At 57.5% G+C, this 19,495-nt stretch carries 18 protein-coding genes and 1 tRNA gene; 8 read left to right on the forward strand and 11 right to left on the reverse strand.

The genetic code is table 11. The features are described 5' to 3' along the window. Positions 1 to 7 precede the first annotated feature (7 nt). Together nspC and speB are read left to right on the forward strand one after the other, a co-directional pair. The gene (gene nspC / locus I9182_RS08720) at positions 8 to 1,177 is read left to right on the forward strand and encodes a carboxynorspermidine decarboxylase (RefSeq protein ID WP_209597976.1); all 1,170 of its coding nucleotides are present in this window, start codon (positions 8 to 10) and stop codon (positions 1,175 to 1,177) included. Next, on the forward strand, positions 1,174 to 2,016 hold the full coding sequence (speB, locus tag I9182_RS08725; protein WP_209597977.1) for an agmatinase: 843 nt from the start codon (positions 1,174 to 1,176) through the stop codon (positions 2,014 to 2,016). Before nspC ends, speB begins: the two co-directional genes overlap by 4 nt. On the opposite strand, the gene I9182_RS08730 is transcribed toward speB, so the two are convergent. Further along, complete coding sequence (locus tag I9182_RS08730; RefSeq protein WP_209597978.1) at positions 2,013 to 2,603, reverse strand: HD domain-containing protein; 591 nt, start codon at positions 2,601 to 2,603, stop codon at positions 2,013 to 2,015. The genes speB and I9182_RS08730 overlap by 4 nt on opposite strands. A 116-nt stretch (positions 2,604 to 2,719) precedes the next feature. On the opposite strand from I9182_RS08730, the gene I9182_RS08735 reads away from it, so the two are divergent. Beyond that, positions 2,720 to 3,538, forward strand: coding sequence for a LysR family transcriptional regulator (locus I9182_RS08735; RefSeq protein ID WP_209504689.1), 819 nt, complete (start codon positions 2,720 to 2,722; stop codon positions 3,536 to 3,538). Positions 3,539 to 3,540: 2 nt separating this feature from the next. Here I9182_RS08735 and lptF read toward each other — a convergent pair whose 3' ends face one another. Then, the gene (gene lptF / locus I9182_RS08740; protein WP_209504690.1) at positions 3,541 to 4,680 is read right to left on the reverse strand and encodes an LPS export ABC transporter permease LptF; all 1,140 of its coding nucleotides are present in this window, start codon (positions 4,678 to 4,680) and stop codon (positions 3,541 to 3,543) included. Positions 4,681 to 5,117: 437 nt separating this feature from the next. Between lptF and I9182_RS08745 the strand changes: the two genes are divergently transcribed. Next, positions 5,118 to 5,336, forward strand: a complete 219-nt coding sequence (locus I9182_RS08745) for a hypothetical protein (protein ID WP_209597979.1) — start codon at positions 5,118 to 5,120, stop codon at positions 5,334 to 5,336. 164 nt (positions 5,337 to 5,500) lie between these two features. On the opposite strand, the gene I9182_RS08750 is transcribed toward I9182_RS08745, so the two are convergent. Further along, positions 5,501 to 5,576 (reverse strand) — tRNA-Trp (locus I9182_RS08750). A gap of 141 nt (positions 5,577 to 5,717) precedes the next feature. Here I9182_RS08750 and I9182_RS08755 point away from each other — a divergent pair. Then, entirely contained in the window at positions 5,718 to 6,422 is a 705-nt protein-coding gene (locus I9182_RS08755) for a DUF374 domain-containing protein (protein WP_209597980.1), read from the forward strand. Here the strand turns inward: I9182_RS08755 and I9182_RS08760 are convergent. The 5 genes from I9182_RS08760 to I9182_RS08780 form a co-directional block, all read right to left on the reverse strand. Beyond that, the gene (locus I9182_RS08760) at positions 6,419 to 6,664 is read right to left on the reverse strand and encodes a MoaD/ThiS family protein (RefSeq protein WP_170346142.1); all 246 of its coding nucleotides are present in this window, start codon (positions 6,662 to 6,664) and stop codon (positions 6,419 to 6,421) included. The genes I9182_RS08755 and I9182_RS08760 overlap by 4 nt on opposite strands. After that, complete coding sequence (locus I9182_RS08765) at positions 6,657 to 8,912, reverse strand: xanthine dehydrogenase family protein molybdopterin-binding subunit (protein ID WP_209597981.1); 2,256 nt, start codon at positions 8,910 to 8,912, stop codon at positions 6,657 to 6,659. The genes I9182_RS08760 and I9182_RS08765 overlap by 8 nt, the downstream gene beginning before the upstream one ends. Beyond that, positions 8,912 to 9,391 (reverse strand): (2Fe-2S)-binding protein, encoded by a 480-nt coding sequence (locus tag I9182_RS08770; RefSeq protein WP_209597982.1) that lies wholly within the window; start codon positions 9,389 to 9,391, stop codon positions 8,912 to 8,914. Before I9182_RS08770 ends, I9182_RS08765 begins: the two co-directional genes overlap by 1 nt. Beyond that, positions 9,388 to 10,254, reverse strand: coding sequence for a xanthine dehydrogenase family protein subunit M (locus I9182_RS08775; RefSeq protein WP_209597983.1), 867 nt, complete (start codon positions 10,252 to 10,254; stop codon positions 9,388 to 9,390). The genes I9182_RS08770 and I9182_RS08775 overlap by 4 nt, the downstream gene beginning before the upstream one ends. 125 nt (positions 10,255 to 10,379) lie before the next feature. Beyond that, positions 10,380 to 13,592 carry a reductive dehalogenase domain-containing protein gene (locus tag I9182_RS08780; RefSeq protein WP_209597984.1) on the reverse strand — a complete coding sequence of 1,071 codons (3,213 nt, stop codon included), beginning with the start codon at positions 13,590 to 13,592 and terminating at the stop codon, positions 10,380 to 10,382. 75 nt (positions 13,593 to 13,667) lie between these two features. Here I9182_RS08780 and I9182_RS08785 point away from each other — a divergent pair, with 75 nt between their 5' ends. Beyond that, a complete protein-coding gene (locus I9182_RS08785) occupies positions 13,668 to 14,570 on the forward strand; it encodes a LysR family transcriptional regulator (RefSeq protein ID WP_209597985.1) in 903 nt (300 codons plus the stop codon). Positions 14,571 to 14,701: 131 nt separating this feature from the next. After that, positions 14,702 to 15,403 (forward strand): SDR family oxidoreductase, encoded by a 702-nt coding sequence (locus I9182_RS08790; protein ID WP_209597986.1) that lies wholly within the window; start codon positions 14,702 to 14,704, stop codon positions 15,401 to 15,403. Positions 15,404 to 15,406: 3 nt separating this feature from the next. Here the strand turns inward: I9182_RS08790 and I9182_RS08795 are convergent, their stop codons facing one another. The 3 genes from I9182_RS08795 to I9182_RS08805 all read right to left on the reverse strand — a co-directional run bounded on the left by I9182_RS08795 (position 15,407) and on the right by I9182_RS08805 (position 18,719). Continuing rightward, the gene (locus I9182_RS08795; protein ID WP_209597987.1) at positions 15,407 to 16,678 is read right to left on the reverse strand and encodes an FAD-binding oxidoreductase; all 1,272 of its coding nucleotides are present in this window, start codon (positions 16,676 to 16,678) and stop codon (positions 15,407 to 15,409) included. 176 nt (positions 16,679 to 16,854) lie between these two features. Continuing rightward, on the reverse strand, positions 16,855 to 18,012 hold the full coding sequence (locus I9182_RS08800; RefSeq protein ID WP_209504700.1) for an acyl-CoA dehydrogenase family protein: 1,158 nt from the start codon (positions 18,010 to 18,012) through the stop codon (positions 16,855 to 16,857). A 143-nt stretch (positions 18,013 to 18,155) separates the two neighbouring features. Further along, positions 18,156 to 18,719, reverse strand: a complete 564-nt coding sequence (locus tag I9182_RS08805; RefSeq protein WP_209504701.1) for a TetR family transcriptional regulator — start codon at positions 18,717 to 18,719, stop codon at positions 18,156 to 18,158. A gap of 303 nt (positions 18,720 to 19,022) precedes the next feature. On the opposite strand from I9182_RS08805, the gene I9182_RS08810 reads away from it, so the two are divergent. Next, positions 19,023 to 19,487 (forward strand): nuclear transport factor 2 family protein, encoded by a 465-nt coding sequence (locus I9182_RS08810; RefSeq protein ID WP_209597988.1) that lies wholly within the window; start codon positions 19,023 to 19,025, stop codon positions 19,485 to 19,487. The last annotated feature ends 8 nt before the right edge of the window (positions 19,488 to 19,495 follow it).

The following is a 19,495-nucleotide window of genomic DNA, read 5'->3' on the forward strand; positions in this document are numbered from 1 at the left end:
GCCGGTTATGTCCGACATGATGACCACACAGGCCGGAGACGCCGGTGCCTTCCGCAATTTCAACCTCTCCCGTGTACCCAGCCCTTGCTTTGTGGTCGACGAAAAGGCGGTTGAACGGAACCTGAAAATCCTCGCTGATGTCGGGACCCGTTCCGGCGCGCATGTTCTCAGCGCGCTCAAGGCGTTTTCAATGTTCTCACTGGCCCCACTGGTGCGCCAACACCTCGGCGGCACCTGCGCCTCAGGTATCTATGAAGCGCGGCTGGGACGCGAGGAATATGGCGGTGAGGTCGCAACCTTCTGCGCCGGGTACAAAGACGCGGATATCGACGAAATCCTGTCGCTGTCCGATCACGTCATCTTCAACTCCCCTGCCCAAAAGGACCGGTTTCTCGCCAAAGCCCAAGCCGCCGAAGTACAAGTTGGCCTGCGCATCAATCCGGAACATTCCGAAGGCGAGGTTCCGAAATACGATCCCTGCGCCCCGTGCTCGCGCCTTGGCACGCCGGTCAACCAACTGACCGCCGACACCTTGCGTGGCGTTGACGGGCTGCACATGCATACGCTTTGTGAACAAGGGTTCGAACCGCTGCAACGCACGTGGACCGCCATCGAACCGAAGATCAAACCCTACCTTGATCAACTCAAGTGGGTGAACTTTGGCGGTGGCCACCACATCACCCGCGACGATTATGACCGCGACGGGCTGGTGGCCTTCCTCAAGGACATTCGCGAAACCTATGGCATTGAAGTTTACCTCGAACCCGGCGAAGCAGTGGCACTAGACGCAGGTATTCTGATCGGTGAAATCCTCGACCTGCCGACCAACGGCATGAACCTCGCGATCACTGATATCTCGGCCACATGTCACATGCCCGATGTGATTGAGGCCCCTTATCGCCCCGCCCTGATGGATGAGGCCGAAACAGGCCATACCTATCGCCTTGGCGGCCCGTCCTGTCTGGCGGGTGACATTATTGGCGACTACACCTGGGACAAGCCGCTGGAGATCGGACAGCGTTTTGCCTTCCTCGATCAGGCACATTACTCGATGGTCAAGACAAACACCTTCAATGGCGTCCCCCTGCCCACAATCGCCCTGTGGAACAGCGAAACGGACGAGCTGAAGATCATCCGGCAGTTCGGATATGACGACTTCAAGGACAGACTCTCATGAGCATTTTTCTCGACAGCGAATTGACCGCATCCGAACGCACCGAAGATGCCCGCTTTCGCGTGATCCCGGTGCCTTTGGAGCGCACGGTCTCTTACGGGTCCGGCACGGCCAAAGGCCCCGAAGCAATTATCGAGGCCAGTAATGAACTGGAACGCATCACCGGTCACGCTGAGCCCTGTGTCGAAGGGATTTTCACCGAAGAACCGCTGAATTGTGACGGCCCGTTGCCCGAGGTAATGGAACGCCTTGCGCAACGCACCGAGACTGCAATTCGGGCCGGAAAGGTGCCGGTCACTTTGGGCGGCGAGCATTCCCTCAGCTATGGCGCAGTGATAGGTGTAGCCCGTGCGCTAAACCAACCCATCGGCATCGTCCAGATCGACGCCCATGCCGACCTGCGCAGCGCTTATCAGGGCGAAAAACATTCCCACGCCTCAGTGATGCACCTGCTTGCCGAAGAAGGCGTGCGGCTCGCTCAGTTCGGTGTCCGCGCTTTTTCAACTGAAGAGGCCCAAAGCCGTCTGAGAAACCACGTCTTTCACGTGGATGCCGAGGAACTGGTGACAGGTAACATCCATTCGGTTGACCTGCCTGCTGACTTCCCAAAGCTGGTCTATGTCAGTTTCGACGTTGATGGGCTGGATCCATCACTGATGCCCGCCACCGGAACACCGGTGCCCGGAGGGTTGGGCTATTATCAGGCACTGCGGCTGGTCGAACACGCGCTCAAGGGGCGCAGATGCGTGGGCTTCGACGTGGTCGAACTGGCCCCGGACGGTAATGCCGCCTGGGATTTCACCACAGCTCAGATTGTCTATCGCCTGATGGCCGCCTGTTAATCCTCGGCAGTTTCGTTCAGCTCCATATGGCCTTCGCCCTTGCTCAGGATGCGGCGCAGCATGGGTTCAAAAAACTCCAGCGGTTTCGTCGGGTAGTCTGGGTCAAACGCCTTCTGATCGTATTCATGGCAGAAATAGCGGCAGTCTTCCCAATGGGGGCTATCGCGATACTTGTCGCGCGCGTTGCGGTCGCCGCCAAGGTGGTGGTTGTAGTAGTAGCCCTGAAACACGCAATGGTGTTTGAGTATCCAATAGGTTTTCTCACTGACATAGGGCTTCATCATCGCCGCTGACAGCTCTCCATGGTTGTAGGGTGACAGAATATCGCCGGTATCGTGGATCAGAGCGGCGACCACCAATTCTTCATCCGCGCCATCCTCATAAGCCCGGGTCGCGGCCTGAAGGCTATGCTGATACCGGTTGATGGGATAGGGTGTCCATTCCTCGTCCAGCGACCGAATAGCGTCGAGGATGCGATCCGGCAAGGCAGCATTGTACGCCTCTTCATAATCCATAACGGCGTCCCAGTCGGCCTTGGTGGCATTCTCAAAACTGGTCCAGGTCGGTTTGTGGCGTTTGTCCAGCATTGTTGATCCTTTGGTGTGCTTCCTGAAGTCGACAGTACTACGGGTTCTTCCTTCAAAAAAATAAATTGATTTTATCAGAATGATCAAAAAATACTCTCAACATGCGGACCAAAGCCTTGGAAACTTTTCTATGTGTGGCTGAAACAGGTGGTTTTCATGCCGCTGCCCGTAAACTGAATGTGACTCAAACGGCCGTCAGCGCGCGCATTCATCTGATCGAAGAAGAAACCGGCAGACCACTATTCACCCGCGGAGCCGGTGGCACTTCGCTGACCGAGTTTGGCCAACAATTCAAACCGTATGCAGAACAAATACTGTCTCTTTGGGCCTTCGCGTCGCGCGATTTACCATTGCAGACACAAAACCGCCCAGCACTTCGGTTGGGTGGTCAGCTTAGTATCTGGGACCCTCTGCTTGTGGATCTGGCTGTTCGGTTCGAACAGCGCTTTGACAAACTGCTGCTGACACTGAATTACGACCACGATCTGAACATGGTTGAAGCTGTGGCGACCCATGTGCTGGACGTGGCGATTACGCATGAAACGCCATCGGACCGACGTGTCACCTATCACGAGCTGGAACCGGAGCTTCTAACCCTCGTCAGAACCCCACAAACAGCAACAGCAGAAAAAGATCTGGTCTTCGTCAACCTTGAACTTGGTGAGATCTACCAGGATCACGTCAGATCGGCTGTACGACGCGCCTCAGGGCAGACCTTGTTTCTTGGCAATTGCATGATGGCGCTACGGTATGTCCTGCAAAGAGGCGGATGTGGCTACTTCCCCGATTACGTCATTTCCCAACATCTGGCTTCGGGGGCTCTCGAACCGGTCGAAGACAGTGTTAGCCTGCCGCTGCCGATGTATCTGGTCGCCCGCGGTGATCACAAGGAATTTGACGACATTCGGTGTTGTCTGGAAGAACTTCGAGCCTGAAATCAAGCGGGTGTTGGGATGACCTCGGACCCGCGCGCACGTTTCCGTAAAAGCGGGCGACCTGCGACAAGCAGAAAGCAACACGAAATCAGCACACCCATTATGGCGGGAAGGTAAAGCAGCGCCCAAAGCCTCGGGTCATCAATCACAACCGGGGACACAAACCCGCGAACGCCTTCAAGCAGTACAAGTATGGTAAATGCACCCAAAATCTGAGGCCACAATCCAAACCGTGAAAAGCTGCCCAGCATCAGGGTCGAATACCCCGCCAGCGACACCGCAATGCAAATAACTATCCAGGAAAAACGCTGGTGCAATTCTTCGATCAACTTACCCTGGCTGAACCCTTCGGTTTTTGAGATCGCATCACGGTCGAAGATCAGATCAGAGGTCGGAATGGCTTCGAGGCTGCGATGCGCCATTGGGCTTGTGTTCGTCAGCTCAGAGATGTCGTATGATGCGTCCTGAAACAGGGTCGAGGACAGAACCCTGCCCACCTTGTTCAGGCGCAGCGCTACCCCGTCGACCATCACCAGATGAATTCCTGCGTCGTTGTTGACCAGATAGGCGGTCACGCTGGAATAGCTGACTGCGTTTTCCGGGTCGCGGCGATCCGATACGAAAACCTCGTGCAACGTACCGTCCAGATCGATGCCCCCGATGTAAACCGTAACATCTTCGGCGGGGTGCAGAAACTCACCTTCATTCAACAACTGCGCTGTCACATCTCCTGCAACTTCGGCTTGTCGGGTCTCCAGTTGTTCGACCGATGCAGGGCGCAGGAACACGCTGATGGCGGCCATCATCAGACCAGTGATCAAACCGAACAAAACAACGGCCCGCGCCAGTCGCCACGGGCTTGACCCGGTTGCCAGCATCACTGTCATCTCGCTTTCGCGACTCAATCTGTTGGTCGCATAGACAGCAGCCGCAAATACAGCCATCGGCATAACCGTACGAACAAGTGTTGGCAGGGTAAGCGCGGTGAATTCAAGAAACACCATAGCGGACTGGCCACCGCTGATGACTTTGTCAAACAGGCTGACGGAACGGGTGATCCAGAACACACCCACCAGGACAAGGGTGAAGAAGCCGAATAAAACCAGCAATTGCCGCAGGAAATATCCATCAAAACGCGACATGTATCCTCATCCGGCTGATTGCGTCGTGGCCGGACAATAAGTCAATCGCCCACCCAAGGAAACCTCGATTACCGCCTCAGAACCGACATCGGCGACAACCTAGTTACCCGGAAATGGGAAAGGCGCGCTCAACGACAAGCGCGCCCCATCCACAAAGAGAAGAACAAAAAAAGCGTCATGTGCCGAACGTGAGCGCCAACACGTAACAATTGTAAGTAAAACAGGATTCTAGTGATTGGTCTGTGACCAAGTTCACCGATGGACCGGTCACACGAACACTCTTTTGGACAAGCACCCGAGCAAAAAGTTAACGACATGTTAACGTCTTGTTTCCAACCCATTCACTGTTCTACTCACATAATGATGCCTGTTGGTTATCGTGAATGTCCGTGACAGGACGATTGCGAAAACCAGCATCAGTTGGCAAAAAGGGTCCGATGGCAATGCATAAACCTTCGACATCAGAAGCCGCTGCACTGAATGCGCAATTATTGAAAAAGAGCGACTCGGATTACGATGTCGCTATGTGGGCCGCGTGTGCATTGATGGCGCTTCACTCAAACAAGCCGGCGGTGTTTCGAGAATATCAGCATATGTGGGCTAAAAAACTGGATGCCGTAGGTCCGCACGAAAATACAGGTGCCACCAAAAGATAATAACAGGGCACGATGGCCTCGCGCCATTGTAGCAGAGTTGTCGAAGCCAATACTGCGACCAGTAATGACCCAGGCGCGAAATGGCTGAATACAGGCAAAGCGAACTCAAAGGCTGAAACCCGTTCACCCTTGGATATCTCAACTTAGTATTCGGACAATTTTAGTGGCAGGGGCAGCAGGGTTCGAACCCGCGACCTACGGTTTTGGAGACCGTCGCTCTACCAACTGAGCTATACCCCTGTAGTGAGCCCCAGATATGCCAGCCACGCGGCGGACTCAAGAGGCTTTTTCAGATTCCCATCCACGAAATGCCCGGACAAACAAGTTGCGTAAAACGCATGGTGCGCTAAGACAAGGACCGGTTAGCAGAAGGAACCCGGCGTGAACCTCCGTAAGAAGATTGCAGACAGCGAAGCTGTGCTAAACTGGGTGGCGCGTCGGATTGCAAACTATATTCGGCTGGTACACCGCAACACACGATGGCAGCGCATCGGCTATGACGAACTGGACCAATTGGCCGAACAGGGTGAGCCGGTCATCGTTGTTCTCTGGCACCAACGGCTGGCGCAGTCGCCCTATTTCTTCCCGCTGGACAAGGGGCGCATCTGTTCGATTACATCTTCTGCGCGGGCTGGCAGCATGGTGGGTCGCGTGCAGAAGCTGTTCGGAATGGACACGATTGCCATGTCCAGTCATCAACGCCACGTGGCATTGTCGCGCGAAGTGCTTGGCAAAATGAAACAGGGAATATCCATTGGCATAGCGGCAGACGGCCCCCGTGGGCCAGAGCGGGTTTTGTCGACGGTTCCGCTGGTTTGGGCGCGCGCATCGGGTAAACGTGTGTTTGGTATTACCTTTTCGGCGACACATGGGCGCGAAGCAGGAACATGGGATCATCTTTTGATGCCCCGCCCATGGGGTAACGACGGAGTGTTTCTGTGCCGGGAATGGACGGAAACAGTTCCGCGCAAAGCCAGTGAAGACGAAATCGAAACGCTGCGCCAAAGCCTTGAGCAGCATATGAACGATATCACGGCCGAGGCAGACCGAATGGTCGGGCGCGAGCCTTGGTCGCCTGACGCTTAACCGCCCCTCAGCCTTTGCATCAGATAGACTTCACTGCCCTCGGGAATTGGTTCGGTCAGTCCGGTCGCGATCACGCGCCCGTCGACAGCGATAGAAACGCCAGCGTCGATGGGTGCCTGAAGCTGCGGATGTGCACGCACGAGCGCGCGCAGCAACTCGCCAGTGGTTTTGGCCTCGACCTCAACCACCTGTTGGCCCCCGGTCAGTGACCGGAGGCCGGACCAAAGGTGAACCTCAACCATTGTCCTTGAGAGCGGCCAGAATACGTGGCGGCGACATCGGCAATCGCTTCATCCGCACGCCAGCCGCGTTGGACACAGCGTTGGCAATGGCGGCCAGTGGCGGCACGATACCCGTCTCACCCACACCGCGGACGCCAAACGGGTGGCCCGGATTCGGAACCTCGACGATCACGGTGTCGATCATCGGCAAGTCGCTGGCCACCGGGATGCGGTAGTCGAGAAAGATCGAGTTCTGCAAGCGACCGTCTTCACCGTAGATATATTCCTCGTTCAGGGCCCAGCCGATACCTTGCGCTGCACCGCCCTGATACTGGCCTTCGACATAGGTCGGATGGATCGCCTTGCCCGCGTCCTGAATGACCGTGTAGCGGGTCACACTGGTCTTACCGGTTTCCGGGTCAACTTCGGCATCCACGATGTGGGTGCCAAAGGACACGCCAGCACCTTCGGGGGTTGCCTCGAAATGGCCCGAGATCGGACCACCGGTGCGGCCCATATCGGCGGTGATATCGGCCAGCGGCATCGGATCGAAATCGCCTGCATTCGGGCCTGAGGGCACCGCACTGCCGTCTTCCCATTTCACCGCATCAACCGGTATGCCCCATTTGGCCGCGGCCCGTTCGCACAGTTTCTCGACCGCGTGTCTCGCAGCCTTGATTGTCGCCAGCCCTGACGCATAGGTCACGCGAGAGCCATGGCTTACGTCATTGTAGCCCAGTGTAGCCGTATCGGCGATGGTCACCCGGATGTTTTCATACGGGATGCCCAGAACCTCGGCCGCCATCAGGGCCATCGACGCGCGCGAGCCACCGATATCAGGCGTTCCGACCATCACCTGAGCCGAACCATCCTCGGATAAGGCAAGCGAAACGCTGGTCTCGCCACCATGGTTAAACCAGAAGCCACAGGAAATACCGCGCCCCTGCCCCGGCTTCAGCGGAGCTGAATAATGAGGATGCGCCTTGGCTGCCTCCAGCGTTTCGACAAGACCGATGCGCTCGTAGGTCGGTCCATAGCTGGCTTTCGTGCCCTCATGCGCGGCGTTCTTCAGGCGCACCTCAACGGGGTCGAGACCCAGCTTGTTGCACAACTCGTCAATCACCGACTCGACTGCAAAGGCGCCCATTGGTGCACCCGGCGCGCGATACGCTGCCTGCTTTGGGCGGTTGGACATAACGTCATAGCCGATCTGCTTGACGTTGGTCAGGTTGTACGGCGCAAAGGCACACATGGCTGTCATGTCGCCCGGCGCACCGGGAAAGGCCCCGCCCTGCAAGCGGAAAACACCCTGGGCCGCCGAGATCGTGCCGTCTTTCTTCATGCCGATCTTGACGTCCATCGAGGCAGACGAAGTCGGACCAGTGGCCCGGAACACCTCGGACCGGGTCATCACAAGCTTGACCGGGCGATTGGCCTTACGGCTGAGCGCTAGTGCGACGGGTTCGATGAAAACGGTTGTCTTACCGCCAAACCCTCCGCCAATCTCAGACGCAGTGACGCGCAACTGCGAGGTTTCAATTCCCAGAAGCGCGGCACAGGTTTTCTGCGCAATCCAATGCCCTTGTGTCGTGCACCACAACTCACCCTTGCCGTCATTACCCAATATGGCCAGACAGGCGTGTGGTTCGATATAACCCTGATGCGTCGCTTCGGTGACGAAACTGTCTTCGATGACCAGATCCGCTTCGGCAAATCCGGCCTCGACATCGCCGTGACCACTTTCATGATAGCGGACAACGTTCGGGTGCATTCCTTCCGGCACGGAATAATCCGCTGCCCCTTCGCGGATCACAGGCGCATCCGGTGCCATCGCCTTATCCACATCGGTGACGTGGGGCAGAACTTCGTACTCGACCTCGATCAGCTTGAGCGCGTCACGCGCCGCCAATGCCGAAGTCGCAGCGACCGCTGCAACCGCGTGCCCGTCATATAGCGCTTTCTCACCGGCCATAACGTTTTCCAGAACGTTGTAGAATTCACCTTCCAGACCGGGCTTAAACGGCACTTCAGCAAAGTCGGCGCGCGTCACAACAGCTTTGACATCCTTGTGCGCCTCGGCTTTCGACGTGTCGATTTTCACGATCCGCGCATGAGCATGAGGTGAGCGCACGATCGCGCCATGCAGCATTCCTGGGGCGTAGGCATCCGCTCCGAATTTGGCGCGACCTGTCACCTTGTCCAGACCGTCGGGACGGTTGGGGCGGGTGCCGACAAAAATGAAGTCTGATTTCCGATCGTCTAGAGCCATTACGACGCCTCCCGCATCTCAGCCGCCGTATCCATCACGGCGCGAATGATCTTGTCATATCCAGTACAGCGGCAGAGGTTGCCTGCCAGCCAATACCGCGTCTCTTCCTCGGTCGGGTTCGGGTTTTTCTCCAGCAGAGACTTGGCCGCCACCAGAATGCCCGGCGTGCAGATGCCGCATTGCAGGGCAGCGTATTCGATCATCTTTTTTTGCAGCGGATGCAGAATATCACCGTCGGCAATGCCTTCGACAGTTTCGATCTGCTTACCTTCGGCCTCGACACCCAGCATCAGACATGAACAGACCAGACGGCCATCAACGGTGACCGAGCACGCGCCGCAATCGCCGGTGCCACAGCCCTCTTTCGCGCCTGTCAGGTTCAGCTTGTCGCGCAGACAATCCAGCAGGGTTTCACGCGGGTCACACAGGTATTCGACCGCATCGCCATTCACGGTGGTGGTTACGTGGAGCTTTTTCATGCGTTTTCTCCCTTCGCGCGGGCATAGGCAATTTTCGCGGCGCGCTTTGCCAGAACGCCTGCGACCTCGGTACGGAACGCGATCGTGCCGCGCTTGTCGTCAATCGGGTTACAGGCGGCAGAGGCGGCGGCGGCCAGCGCATCCATGGACGCATCATCCAGCGTGCTGCCGATAATGGCCTTGGCACAGTCTTCGACCAGCAGAACGGTCGGGGCCACTGCGCCCAGCGATACGCGGGCCTCGGTGATGGTGTCGCCGTCAAGACGCAGGTTCACACCAACGCCAACCACCGCGATGTCCATTTCGGTGCGGGGAATAAACCGCAGATAGGCATCGCCGCCGTTTTCACCACGCGCAGGGATATTGAGCGCCGAGATCAGTTCACCTTTGGCCAGCGAGGTTTTGCCGGGGCCGGTCGGAATATCCTCGACCGCGACTTCGCGAGTGCCGTCCCGGCCGGTCACGGTGACGGTCACACCAGCTGCGACCATGGCGGGCACGGAATCAGCCGCAGGTGAGCCGTTACACAGGTTACCAGTCGGTGTTGCACGCCCCTGCACCTGTGTTGATCCGATCAGGTCCATCGCCTCGACCACACCGGGCCAGTCACGACCCAACTCGGGATGCTCGCTCATTTCGGCACCGGTTGCGGCAATTCCCAACGTCCAGCTTCCATCAGCGTTGCGGGTGATGTCGCGTACACCGTTGATTTTCTTGATGTCGATCAGCGTATCAGGCGTCACCAACTCCGAGCGCAGCTGCACCAATACGTCGGTGCCGCCCGCCAGAAAGCGCGTGATGCCCGTCGCATTTGCGGCCAGAGCCGAAGCCTCGGCAAAGCTGGCGGGGCTGTGATAATCCATAATGCTACCTCGCACCTGTTGGTCAGGGATATCTGGGTTCGGGGCGACGTTAATTCACCACCCACCTGACGTCCATGGGCCGAGCGACCAAATTTCACCGTCCAAAGGTCGCTTTCTGACCATGCTTACAGATCGAGCTCGATCACACCATCCGGCTCCGCAGCGCGGCTTTGGCACAGAATCATGGCCCCTTGGCGCTGCTTTTTGGACAGCACGAAATCCCGATGCTCGACCTCGCCCGAAAGGACGCCACATTTGCACACACCACAGATACCATCGGCGCATTTCACATCCACGTGAAAACCCGCTTCGTTCAGAACCTGCGCGGCATCCTTGTCTGAGGGCACCAGCAGCGTCTTCCCTGAATGCGCGAGTTTCAGGGTAAATGGATGATTTTCGTATTCCGGGGTTTCCGGGACCGAGAAATATTCAAGATGTCGCGCCTCTTCGGGGAAACCCTGATGTTCTGCGGCCTGCATGACCCCATCCATGTACCGATCAGGCCCACACGTATAGACGTGCCATCCCTGTTGATACCCCGACAGGATTGCATCCAGATCAGCACGCGTGCCTTCATCCGAGAAATGGTGATGTACGCGATCCGCCCAGGGCATGGCGGCCAGATCATCCAGATACCCCGCCCCGCCCCGTGTGCTGGCCGAATAGTGCAACTCGAAATCCATGCCCAATGCGTGCAGGCGATGAGCAAATGCGATCATCGGAGTGATACCGATACCACCCCCCATCAAAAAGGTTTTGGACGCCTCTTCATCCAGTTCGAAATGGTTGATCGGTTTCGAGATGAAAACCTTGCGCCCTTCGCTGAAAATTCGGTGCAGCAAGGCCGAGCCACCCCGCCCTGCATCCTCGCGCAGAACACCGATCTGATAGGTTCCCCGTTCCGACGGGTCGCCGGACATGGAGTATTGGCGCAGGAACTCTGGCGCGACAAGCACATCCAGATGCGCACCTGCGGACCATTCAGGAAGCGGCGCACCGTCAAGGGAGGAAAACTCATACTTTGTGACATCCGAGGTCATCTTGTCGACCTTGGTCACAGCGACCCGCATCACCGGCGCGTCACCTGCGACCTGATAGCGATGAATGATCGACATATCCCCCGCAGCTTTACGCGCCTTGTACTCTTCGGCTGTCACCAAAGCCTCATAGGCGGCAATTCCTGCCTCGCGATCCATTGCAAACGGATAGGGCCAGGGGTGCGGGGCCAGATAGGCGGGGTAGACCGCCAATGTCTGATCCTCGTATCTAAGGTCCAGTTCCTTTTGCAGATCGCGCCGGTTCAAAGGGTGTGTAGTTGGCCGATACGCCCCGTCGGGCTGCAACTCGATATCCCACCACCATTTCTTGGTGTCGTTCAAACCACCATTGCCAACCGCATCATCCAGCTTGGCCAATACCGGTGCCGCCGAGGGGATGTTCATCGCAGCCCAGCGAAATGGGCGCTCCTTGAAGATACCCTCTAGGTTCCAGGGGCAGGTCTTCATGCACCGCCCGCACATCGCGCCGCCCGGAGTGGTCACGCGATAGGTCGCGCATTTCTGGCTGTCGGATTTCCAGATTTCATAGCCGTTGAACATCAGCTTTGGCCCAGCCGTGATCGCGCCCGATGGGCATTCGCGCGCGCATTTGTTGCAAGATTCGCAAAAGCTTTGCAGACCGAAATCAATGGGCCTGTCATGCGTGATCGGCATATCCGTGGTCACCACGCCTGATTTCAGGCGCGGTCCCAGATAAGGGTTCAGGATCACTTCGCCGATCCGGCTGACCTCGCCCAGACCGGACAGCAACAAAAGCGGAGGTTGCAGAACCTCGCCATCCATCACCGTGTGCGCCTTGGCCTTGTAGCCCAGATTGCGGATCTGCTGTGCAATCACGCCACCCAGCAAAGAAAACCTTAGATAGGCGCGCATCGATTGGGCGACGCTGATCCAGTCATCACCGCTGGCACCCTCCATCGTCTCATATCCCTGATCGATGATCATGCTGACGGCCTGATCATGCGGTGGTACGATTTCTTCGCCTGTCGCGTCATGGGAATACCAGGCCCATTCTGGGCACCGGCTGAGACCCACCGCATCGACCCCAAGAAAATAGGTCGCAGCCTTGATGTTTGCTGCGTTGCGTTGCGCGTCAGATGGCTTGGTCGCGTCAGCACTTTCACCGTCCTGCAACAGTACAAACGCACCCAAAGCACGGCGTTGGGCAAAGCTGGGTGCGGCCTTGCGCACGTAGTACCCGCCTTTCGCGGCGTCCTGCAATGGCTTCCCCATGTCGCCGAACTGGGCGCGGGCGAACATGTCGGCGCGCTTGGGAACGCGGGCAACGTTCTCTTCGTCGATATAGGTTGTCGGGGTGTCGACCCGTTTGAGCTTTTCGAAGGGATGGGCCCCGTCCACATAGCGCCGTTTGGCATAGGCGTCACGGTTGAGGGCGTTCTTGGCAAACCCCGTTCCCAACCACCATGCTGGCCCCTGCGTCTGAAACCAAGGCTGATCGGCCATAGGCTTCAGCGGTTTTTCATGGGCGATCGGCATGTCAGTCGTCACAGCGGCCAAACCAAAGCGCTTGCCCAGCCAGGGCACGACGACCGCTCCATCTTCGACCGAAGCCAACCCGGCGGCCACCGCCAGCTTGCCCAAATCAACGTCGGTCGACATCATGCTGTGCGCCCGCGCGTCAAAGCCCAAAAGGCGGATGTAATTGGCGATGACCACCGCGTTCTCGGTCGCCAGCAGACAGGCACGATGATCCTGCGAGCCGACAATCCAATCAGCGCCGGGTTCGAACGGGTCGGGATTGCGGTTGTGTTCGTAAAGAAAGACAATGCTGTGCCGATGGCTGTCGATCGGCTTGGGCGCGGCCTCCATACTGTCTTTCAGATCAGCCATGATGACGTCGATCCCGGATGCCAGCGTTTTGGTCTGACGTGTGCGCAACGCGTGGGCAAGCCGGTCGATATCGGGATTGCGGCGGGCCTCGGGCAACAGGGCGTCAGATGGCAGCGGTCCGCACCCCAGCATCGACGCATCGTTGAAATAGCCGAACGCTTTAATGTGGTTGGCCCGGTCCTGCGGATTCGATGGAACCTCAGATGCAACCGGGTTCACCATTCCGTCGCGGATGGCGTCCATCATCGCCTGAAACTCACGCATCGCATTGACGATGCTGTCAGGGTGTTCCGGTCGGTGGAAACTCAGCTCGGCCATAGGGGGCACAAGTGACAGATCCGGCATGTCTTCTTGTCGGGCCAAACGCTCCAGCGGGTAGCCGCCCATATGAACGGGCCGGTTTCTGTCCGAGAAAAAGCGGATTCCCATCGCATATCTCCTGTTGATGTCCGTCCCGTACCCCGCCATGGACAGCAAATCCACTCATGGCTAATCATAAATAGTATGAGCAAATTCGATTTCATTGACCTCGACGGCAAGGTTCTACGCACTTTTTTGACGATACTCGAGGAAAGCTCGGTCTCGAAAGCCGCAGATCGGCTGGGGGTTACGCAATCGGCCATCAGCCACACGCTGGCCAAGCTCCGGCTGGTGCTGGGCGATCCGTTGTTTGTCCGGTCCGGTCAGGGCCTGACCCCGACCGAGCGCGCCTTGTCCCTGAAGGAGCCCGCGCAAAAGGTGCTGGACGGAATGCGGGCGCTGACCGACGGCCGACCGTTCGACCCATTGTCGGAACAGATCAACATCCGCATCGCCACCAATGACATGCCACGCGAGCTGATCTTTCCACAGCTGCTGCGTGACACCCGCGCCGAAGGCGTGCGCCTGCGGTTGGAATTCATCCCATCGGGTGTACCCGACCCCGAATTGTTGCGCAGCGACCGGTGCCACTTGATGCTGACCCCGCTACCGCCCGATGGACCAGATATTTTCCAGAAGAGACTGATCGAAAGCCCGCTGATGGTGTTCTACGACGCCACGCAACGCACGCCCCCGGACAGTTGGGAAGACTATTGCCACAGCGACCATGTCGAGGTGCGATTTGCCGATGGCCGAAACGCGCGCGCCGTCATGCGTGGCGTCGATCAAAGCCAGATCAGGCCAGCGGTGGTGACCCTGCCGCATTTCAACGCGATCCCGGCCTTTGTGCAGGGCAGCGACCTGATCTCGACAGATACGGCACTGATGAAACAGGGGCCGTTGGCCGTGCTTGATTGCGCACCGTTACCTTTCGCCTGCCCGCCTGTGTCCATCTATATGGTCTGGCATCAAAGATCGACCAATGACCCCGCCCACCGCTGGTTACGCGGCCGGTTAGAAGCCATCGCAGCGTCCCTTCAGACCTGAGATAGCCGTCAGCTACGCATGACCGGGGCCAGGTTTGGCTACGGGGCGCGGTCACGAGTATTCAACAAAACTGATTGGTCAAACCGCAATTCATTCGCCATCCTGAAACCAAATCAAAACGGAGACGTCAGATGGAGAAAGTAGCACTTATAACAGCAGGCGGCAGCGGCATGGGCGCGGATTCCGCTCGGCGGCTGGCCGCCGACGGTTTCAAGGTCGGGATACTGTCATCCTCGGGCAAGGGCGAAGCGTTGGCGCATGAGTTGGGAGGCGTCGGTGTAACCGGCTCGAACCAGTCTACGGTGGATCTGCAAAAGCTTGTTGATGCGGCCATGGCCCATTGGGGGCGCATTGACGTCCTGGTCAATTCCGCCGGCCACGGCCCCCGTGCCCCGATCCTTGAATTGACGGACGAGGATTGGCACACCGGCATGGACGTCTACTTTATGAACGTGGTCCGCCCCACGCGGCTTGTGACACCGATCATGCAGGCGCAGGGCGGTGGATCGATCATCAATATCTCGACCTTCGCCGCGTTCGAACCTGACCCGGTTTTCCCGACCTCAGGCGTGTTTCGCGCCGGGCTGGCCGCCTTCACCAAACTGTTCTCGGACAAATACGCTGCCGAAAACATCCGCATCAACAACATCCTGCCCGGTTTCATCGACAGCCTGCCCGAAAAAGAAGAATTCCGCGCACGCATTCCCATAGGGCGCTATGGGCGCAGTTATGACGAGGTCGCTTCGGTCGTGGCCCTGCTGGCATCCGAAGGCGGTGGCTACATCACCGGGCAGAATATCCGGGTTGATGGTGGCATCACCCGCTCGGTCTGAATTTCAGAACCGCGCCTTTATCAGATGCGTCAGCGCCGCGCCGGATTCAAAAAAGGCGCGGCGCATGCGCGTCCAGCTTTCGCGATGCTCATGCACCGCAGGAACGGGCAAAAGCGAAGGCTCAGCTGCAATAAGACTTTCGGCCATCATTCGACCGAACACCGTGCCAGGGCCGATACCACGGCCGGAATACCCGTGCGCGGCCAAGGCATTGGGGCCTATCTGCGTGATTTTCGGGATATGGTCCGAGGTCATGGCAATCCGACCGTGCCAACCCTGTTCAAACGGCTGATCGGCAAGCTGAGGATAAAGCTCAGCCAGTTTGCGTCGGACCCATCCGGTATGCGCGCTGCGGCCTGCATTCCCCAGATCGCCCATGCCGCCAATGATCATCCGCCCCGCTTGATCCAGCCGGAAGGACGTCATGATCAGCCCTGTATCCCAACACCCTTCTGCCTGCGGCAGGATGCTGGCGCGCAGATTATGCGACAGCGGGGTTGTTGCGTATTGAAAGTAATAAACGGGAACATAGGCGGGTGCAGTATCCGGCAATCCAAGGTGATAGGCGTTGGTTGCCTGAATGACGGACTTGGCCCTTACAGTCCCGCCCGGTGTGGTCAACACCCATTGCCCACCTTCGTGCCGAAGGGTCTGCACTGGACTTTGTTCATGGATCTGCGCCCCGGCCTGAGACGCGGCACGCGCCAATCCCATGACATAAGCCAAGGGTTGTATGGTTCCTGCGCGAGGGTCGAACAACGCCCCATGGAAAGCATCGCTACCGGTCCGGTCACGGGCCTGATCCACCGACAGCAGCGCTACCGGCGCGCCGGACCCGCTTAGCTGCGCGTGGCGCGTTTGCAGGTTCTTCAGCCCCGCGGCGGAATGCGCGCAATGCAGGGTTCCGTTGCGAATGGGCTCACATGCGATGCCGTGTTCTTCGATCAGGGAAAAAACGTCTGACGGTGCTTTACCCAACAAATCAATCAGCCGATCGCCTGCCTCTGCACCGATATGCGCGCGAATGTCATCCGGTGGCAGCCACAGCCCGGCATTGACCAGACCGACATTGCGCCCCGACCCGCCAAACCCGATCTTCTGCGCTTCAAGCAAACAGACCGAAGCGCCGGTACGGGCTGCCGTCAAGGCAGCTGAACACCCGGTATATCCGCCACCTATGATGGCCAGATCAACCGTTGTATCGCTGCTCAGCGGCAGAGCTGTGACTGCTTCGGTACATGTAGTCCGCCACAGGGTTTGTTCGGGATCGTTCACGTCAGACCTCTGAGTCTTTTCGGCGGATCATCATACCGCTGCACGTCCTTTGCAAGTGGGCAACTGCGGTCGGGTCAGCAACGAAAAAACCCCGCAAGCACGGGCCTGCGAGGTCCAAAAGAAGCGAATAGTCCGTCAGGGATGATGACATCAGGCAAGAGGCCGCCCGGATACCTTCAGACGTCGAGCGACCGTGCAATCAGCTCTTTCATAACCTCGTTGGTGCCGCCGTAAATCATCTGCACGCGCGCGTCTGCGTAGAGGCGGGCAATTGGATATTCCATCATAAAACCGTAGCCGCCGAACAGCTGCAGGCATTCGTGCATGATTTCGTTCTGCACCTCCGAGCCCCAGTATTTGGCCATCGAGGCGGTTGCCGCGTCCAGTTCGCCTGCCTCCAGCTTACCGATACAGTCATTGACGAAACTGCGCAGAACCTCGGCCTTGGTCTTGCATTCTGCAAGCTTGAAACGCGTGTTCTGGAAATCCATTACCCGCTGACCGAACGCTTTGCGCTCCTGCACGTACTTTACCGTTTCGGCAATGGCAAAATCGATCGAACCCAACGCCATGATCGCGATATTCAGCCGTTCCCATGGCAGTTGCTTCATCAGCTGATAAAACCCCTGACCTTCCTCAGCCCCCAGCAGGTTCGTCATCGGAACTTTGACATCTTCGAAAAACAGTTCGGCCGTGTCGTTGCCCTTCATCCCCAGTTTCTTGAGGTTGCGCCCCCTGCGAAACCCCTCGGCCCCCTCGGTTTCGACCACGATCAATGACACACCCCGCGCGCCCTCGGACTTGTCAGTCTTGGCGGCCACGATGATCAGATCAGCCGTCTGGCCATTCGTGATGAAAATTTTCGAGCCATTCAGCCGGTAGGAGTTTCCGTCTTTCTCGGCTGTTGTGCGCACAGCCTGAACATCCGAGCCGGTGCTGGGTTCCGTCATGGCAAGTGCGCCGACCATTTCGCCCGAAGCCAGTTTGGGCAGCCATTTCCGTTTCTGATCTTCGCTGCCATAGGCGGTAAGATAATGGGTCACGATCGACTGAATACCATAGCCCCAGCCAGCGTCGCCCCGTGCGCCCTGTTCGTACGCGGTGATGGCGTCAAAGCCCATACCGCCGCCGACACCGCCATATTCTTCGGGGATTGCACCAGCCATCAGGCCGGTTTCACCCGCTTTGCGCCAGAAGTCGCGATCAACGGCCCCGTTTTCAACCCAGGTTTCGATATTCGGTGACAGTTCGTCATCCATGAACCGGCCAGCCATATCTGCAAACATGCGGTGTTCGTCGGTGACCCATGCTGCGGTCGAAGTGAAAAGTGACATCAAAGGCTCTCCAAACTGTCTTTCGCAAAAGCCTAGCGGTCCGCCCGATTCCCGCCAATCCATGTGACGCGGCGTTCCGACTTCGAACAACGCAACGTTTCTATGCTAGGTAACTTAAGAGAACCTGTTTGTTTCTTAGGAAATTAAGTCAGCGCCAATGCCAGCAATTGCTGTGCCGCATCCCTGGCGTCTTCCGCAGGATCACAATTCTTGAGCAAAACCGCAGACACGATTGCCCCTTCCTGCAACAACACGATCTGGCTGGCGAGTTTCTGAGGATCACGCGCACCAGCCTGTTCGGCGACGGACGTGAAATGCTCCAGCAACAGCTGTTTATGTTCGGCTGCCTGCACATGGATCGGATGATCTGTTTCCTGATATTCAGCCCCGGCCTTGATGAACATGCAGCCTCGGAACCCATCTTCCTCGAACCATTCCTTCAAGGCATCAAAGCTAGCGATGAGTTGCCCGGCCGGTGTTTCTGCCATCTCTTCGATGCGCCGATAGAACCACTCGCGAAAATTCTCATCCCGCAGACGCAGAGCGGCTACAATCAGGTCTTCTTTAGTGCGGAAATGTTTGTACATCGACGTTTTCGAAACGCCCGTTTCCGCCACCAGCTTGTCCATGCCGGTCGCGTGAAACCCGTCGCGGTAAAAAACCTTCAGGGCTTTGCTGACAAGTTCATCCCGTTTGTTTGGACGCATGATTCGGCTCCATGGTGTACCGTTCTGTACATATTGCCCCGAAACATGAAGTACAACCGGCCTCACACAAAGCATTGTTTTCATTAGAACTCACGACTCGCCCTGAACCGCGCGAAAAATTTTCTGCTTTCCCCCTTGCAAAAGTTAACAGATCGGTACACTTTATTGCAAAGTTAACCGATCAGTACACCAGAGGATTTGACCGATGAAACGTCGCGCCAGCATTTTCCCCCCTCAGTACGTTCCATTTCTTCTGACACTGGCCATTCTTGCCGCTTCTCTGACCTGAAAGCCCCCTGCACCATGTCTCGACCCCCTCTTCCCCCGTTCACGTTGGAAACTGCCACGCAAAAAGTGCGCATGGCAGAGAATGCCTGGAACAGCCGCGATCCCGACCGCGTCACCCCCGCATACACAGATGACAGTCAGTGGCGGAACCGGGCGGAATTTCTGTCAGGGCATGACGAAATTCACGCCTTCCTAAGCCGTAAATGGCACAAGGAACTGGAGTATCGGCTGATCAAGGAACTCTGGGCCTTTACCGGTAATCGCATCGCTGTGCGTTACGCTTACGAGTGGCACGACGATAGCGGTCAGTGGTTCCGGTCATATGGCAACGAGAATTGGGAATTTGCCGAAGACGGACGCATGTCGCATCGGCATGCCTCGCTGAACGATCACCCCATAGCCGAAAGCGACCGCTTGTTTCATTGGCCATTGGGTGAACGCCCCGATGACCATCTCGGGCTTTCTGATCTGGGTCTTTGAAAGGACTT

Source organism: Ruegeria sp. HKCCSP351, assembly GCF_017872535.1.
Lineage (GTDB): Bacteria > Pseudomonadota > Alphaproteobacteria > Rhodobacterales > Rhodobacteraceae > Ruegeria.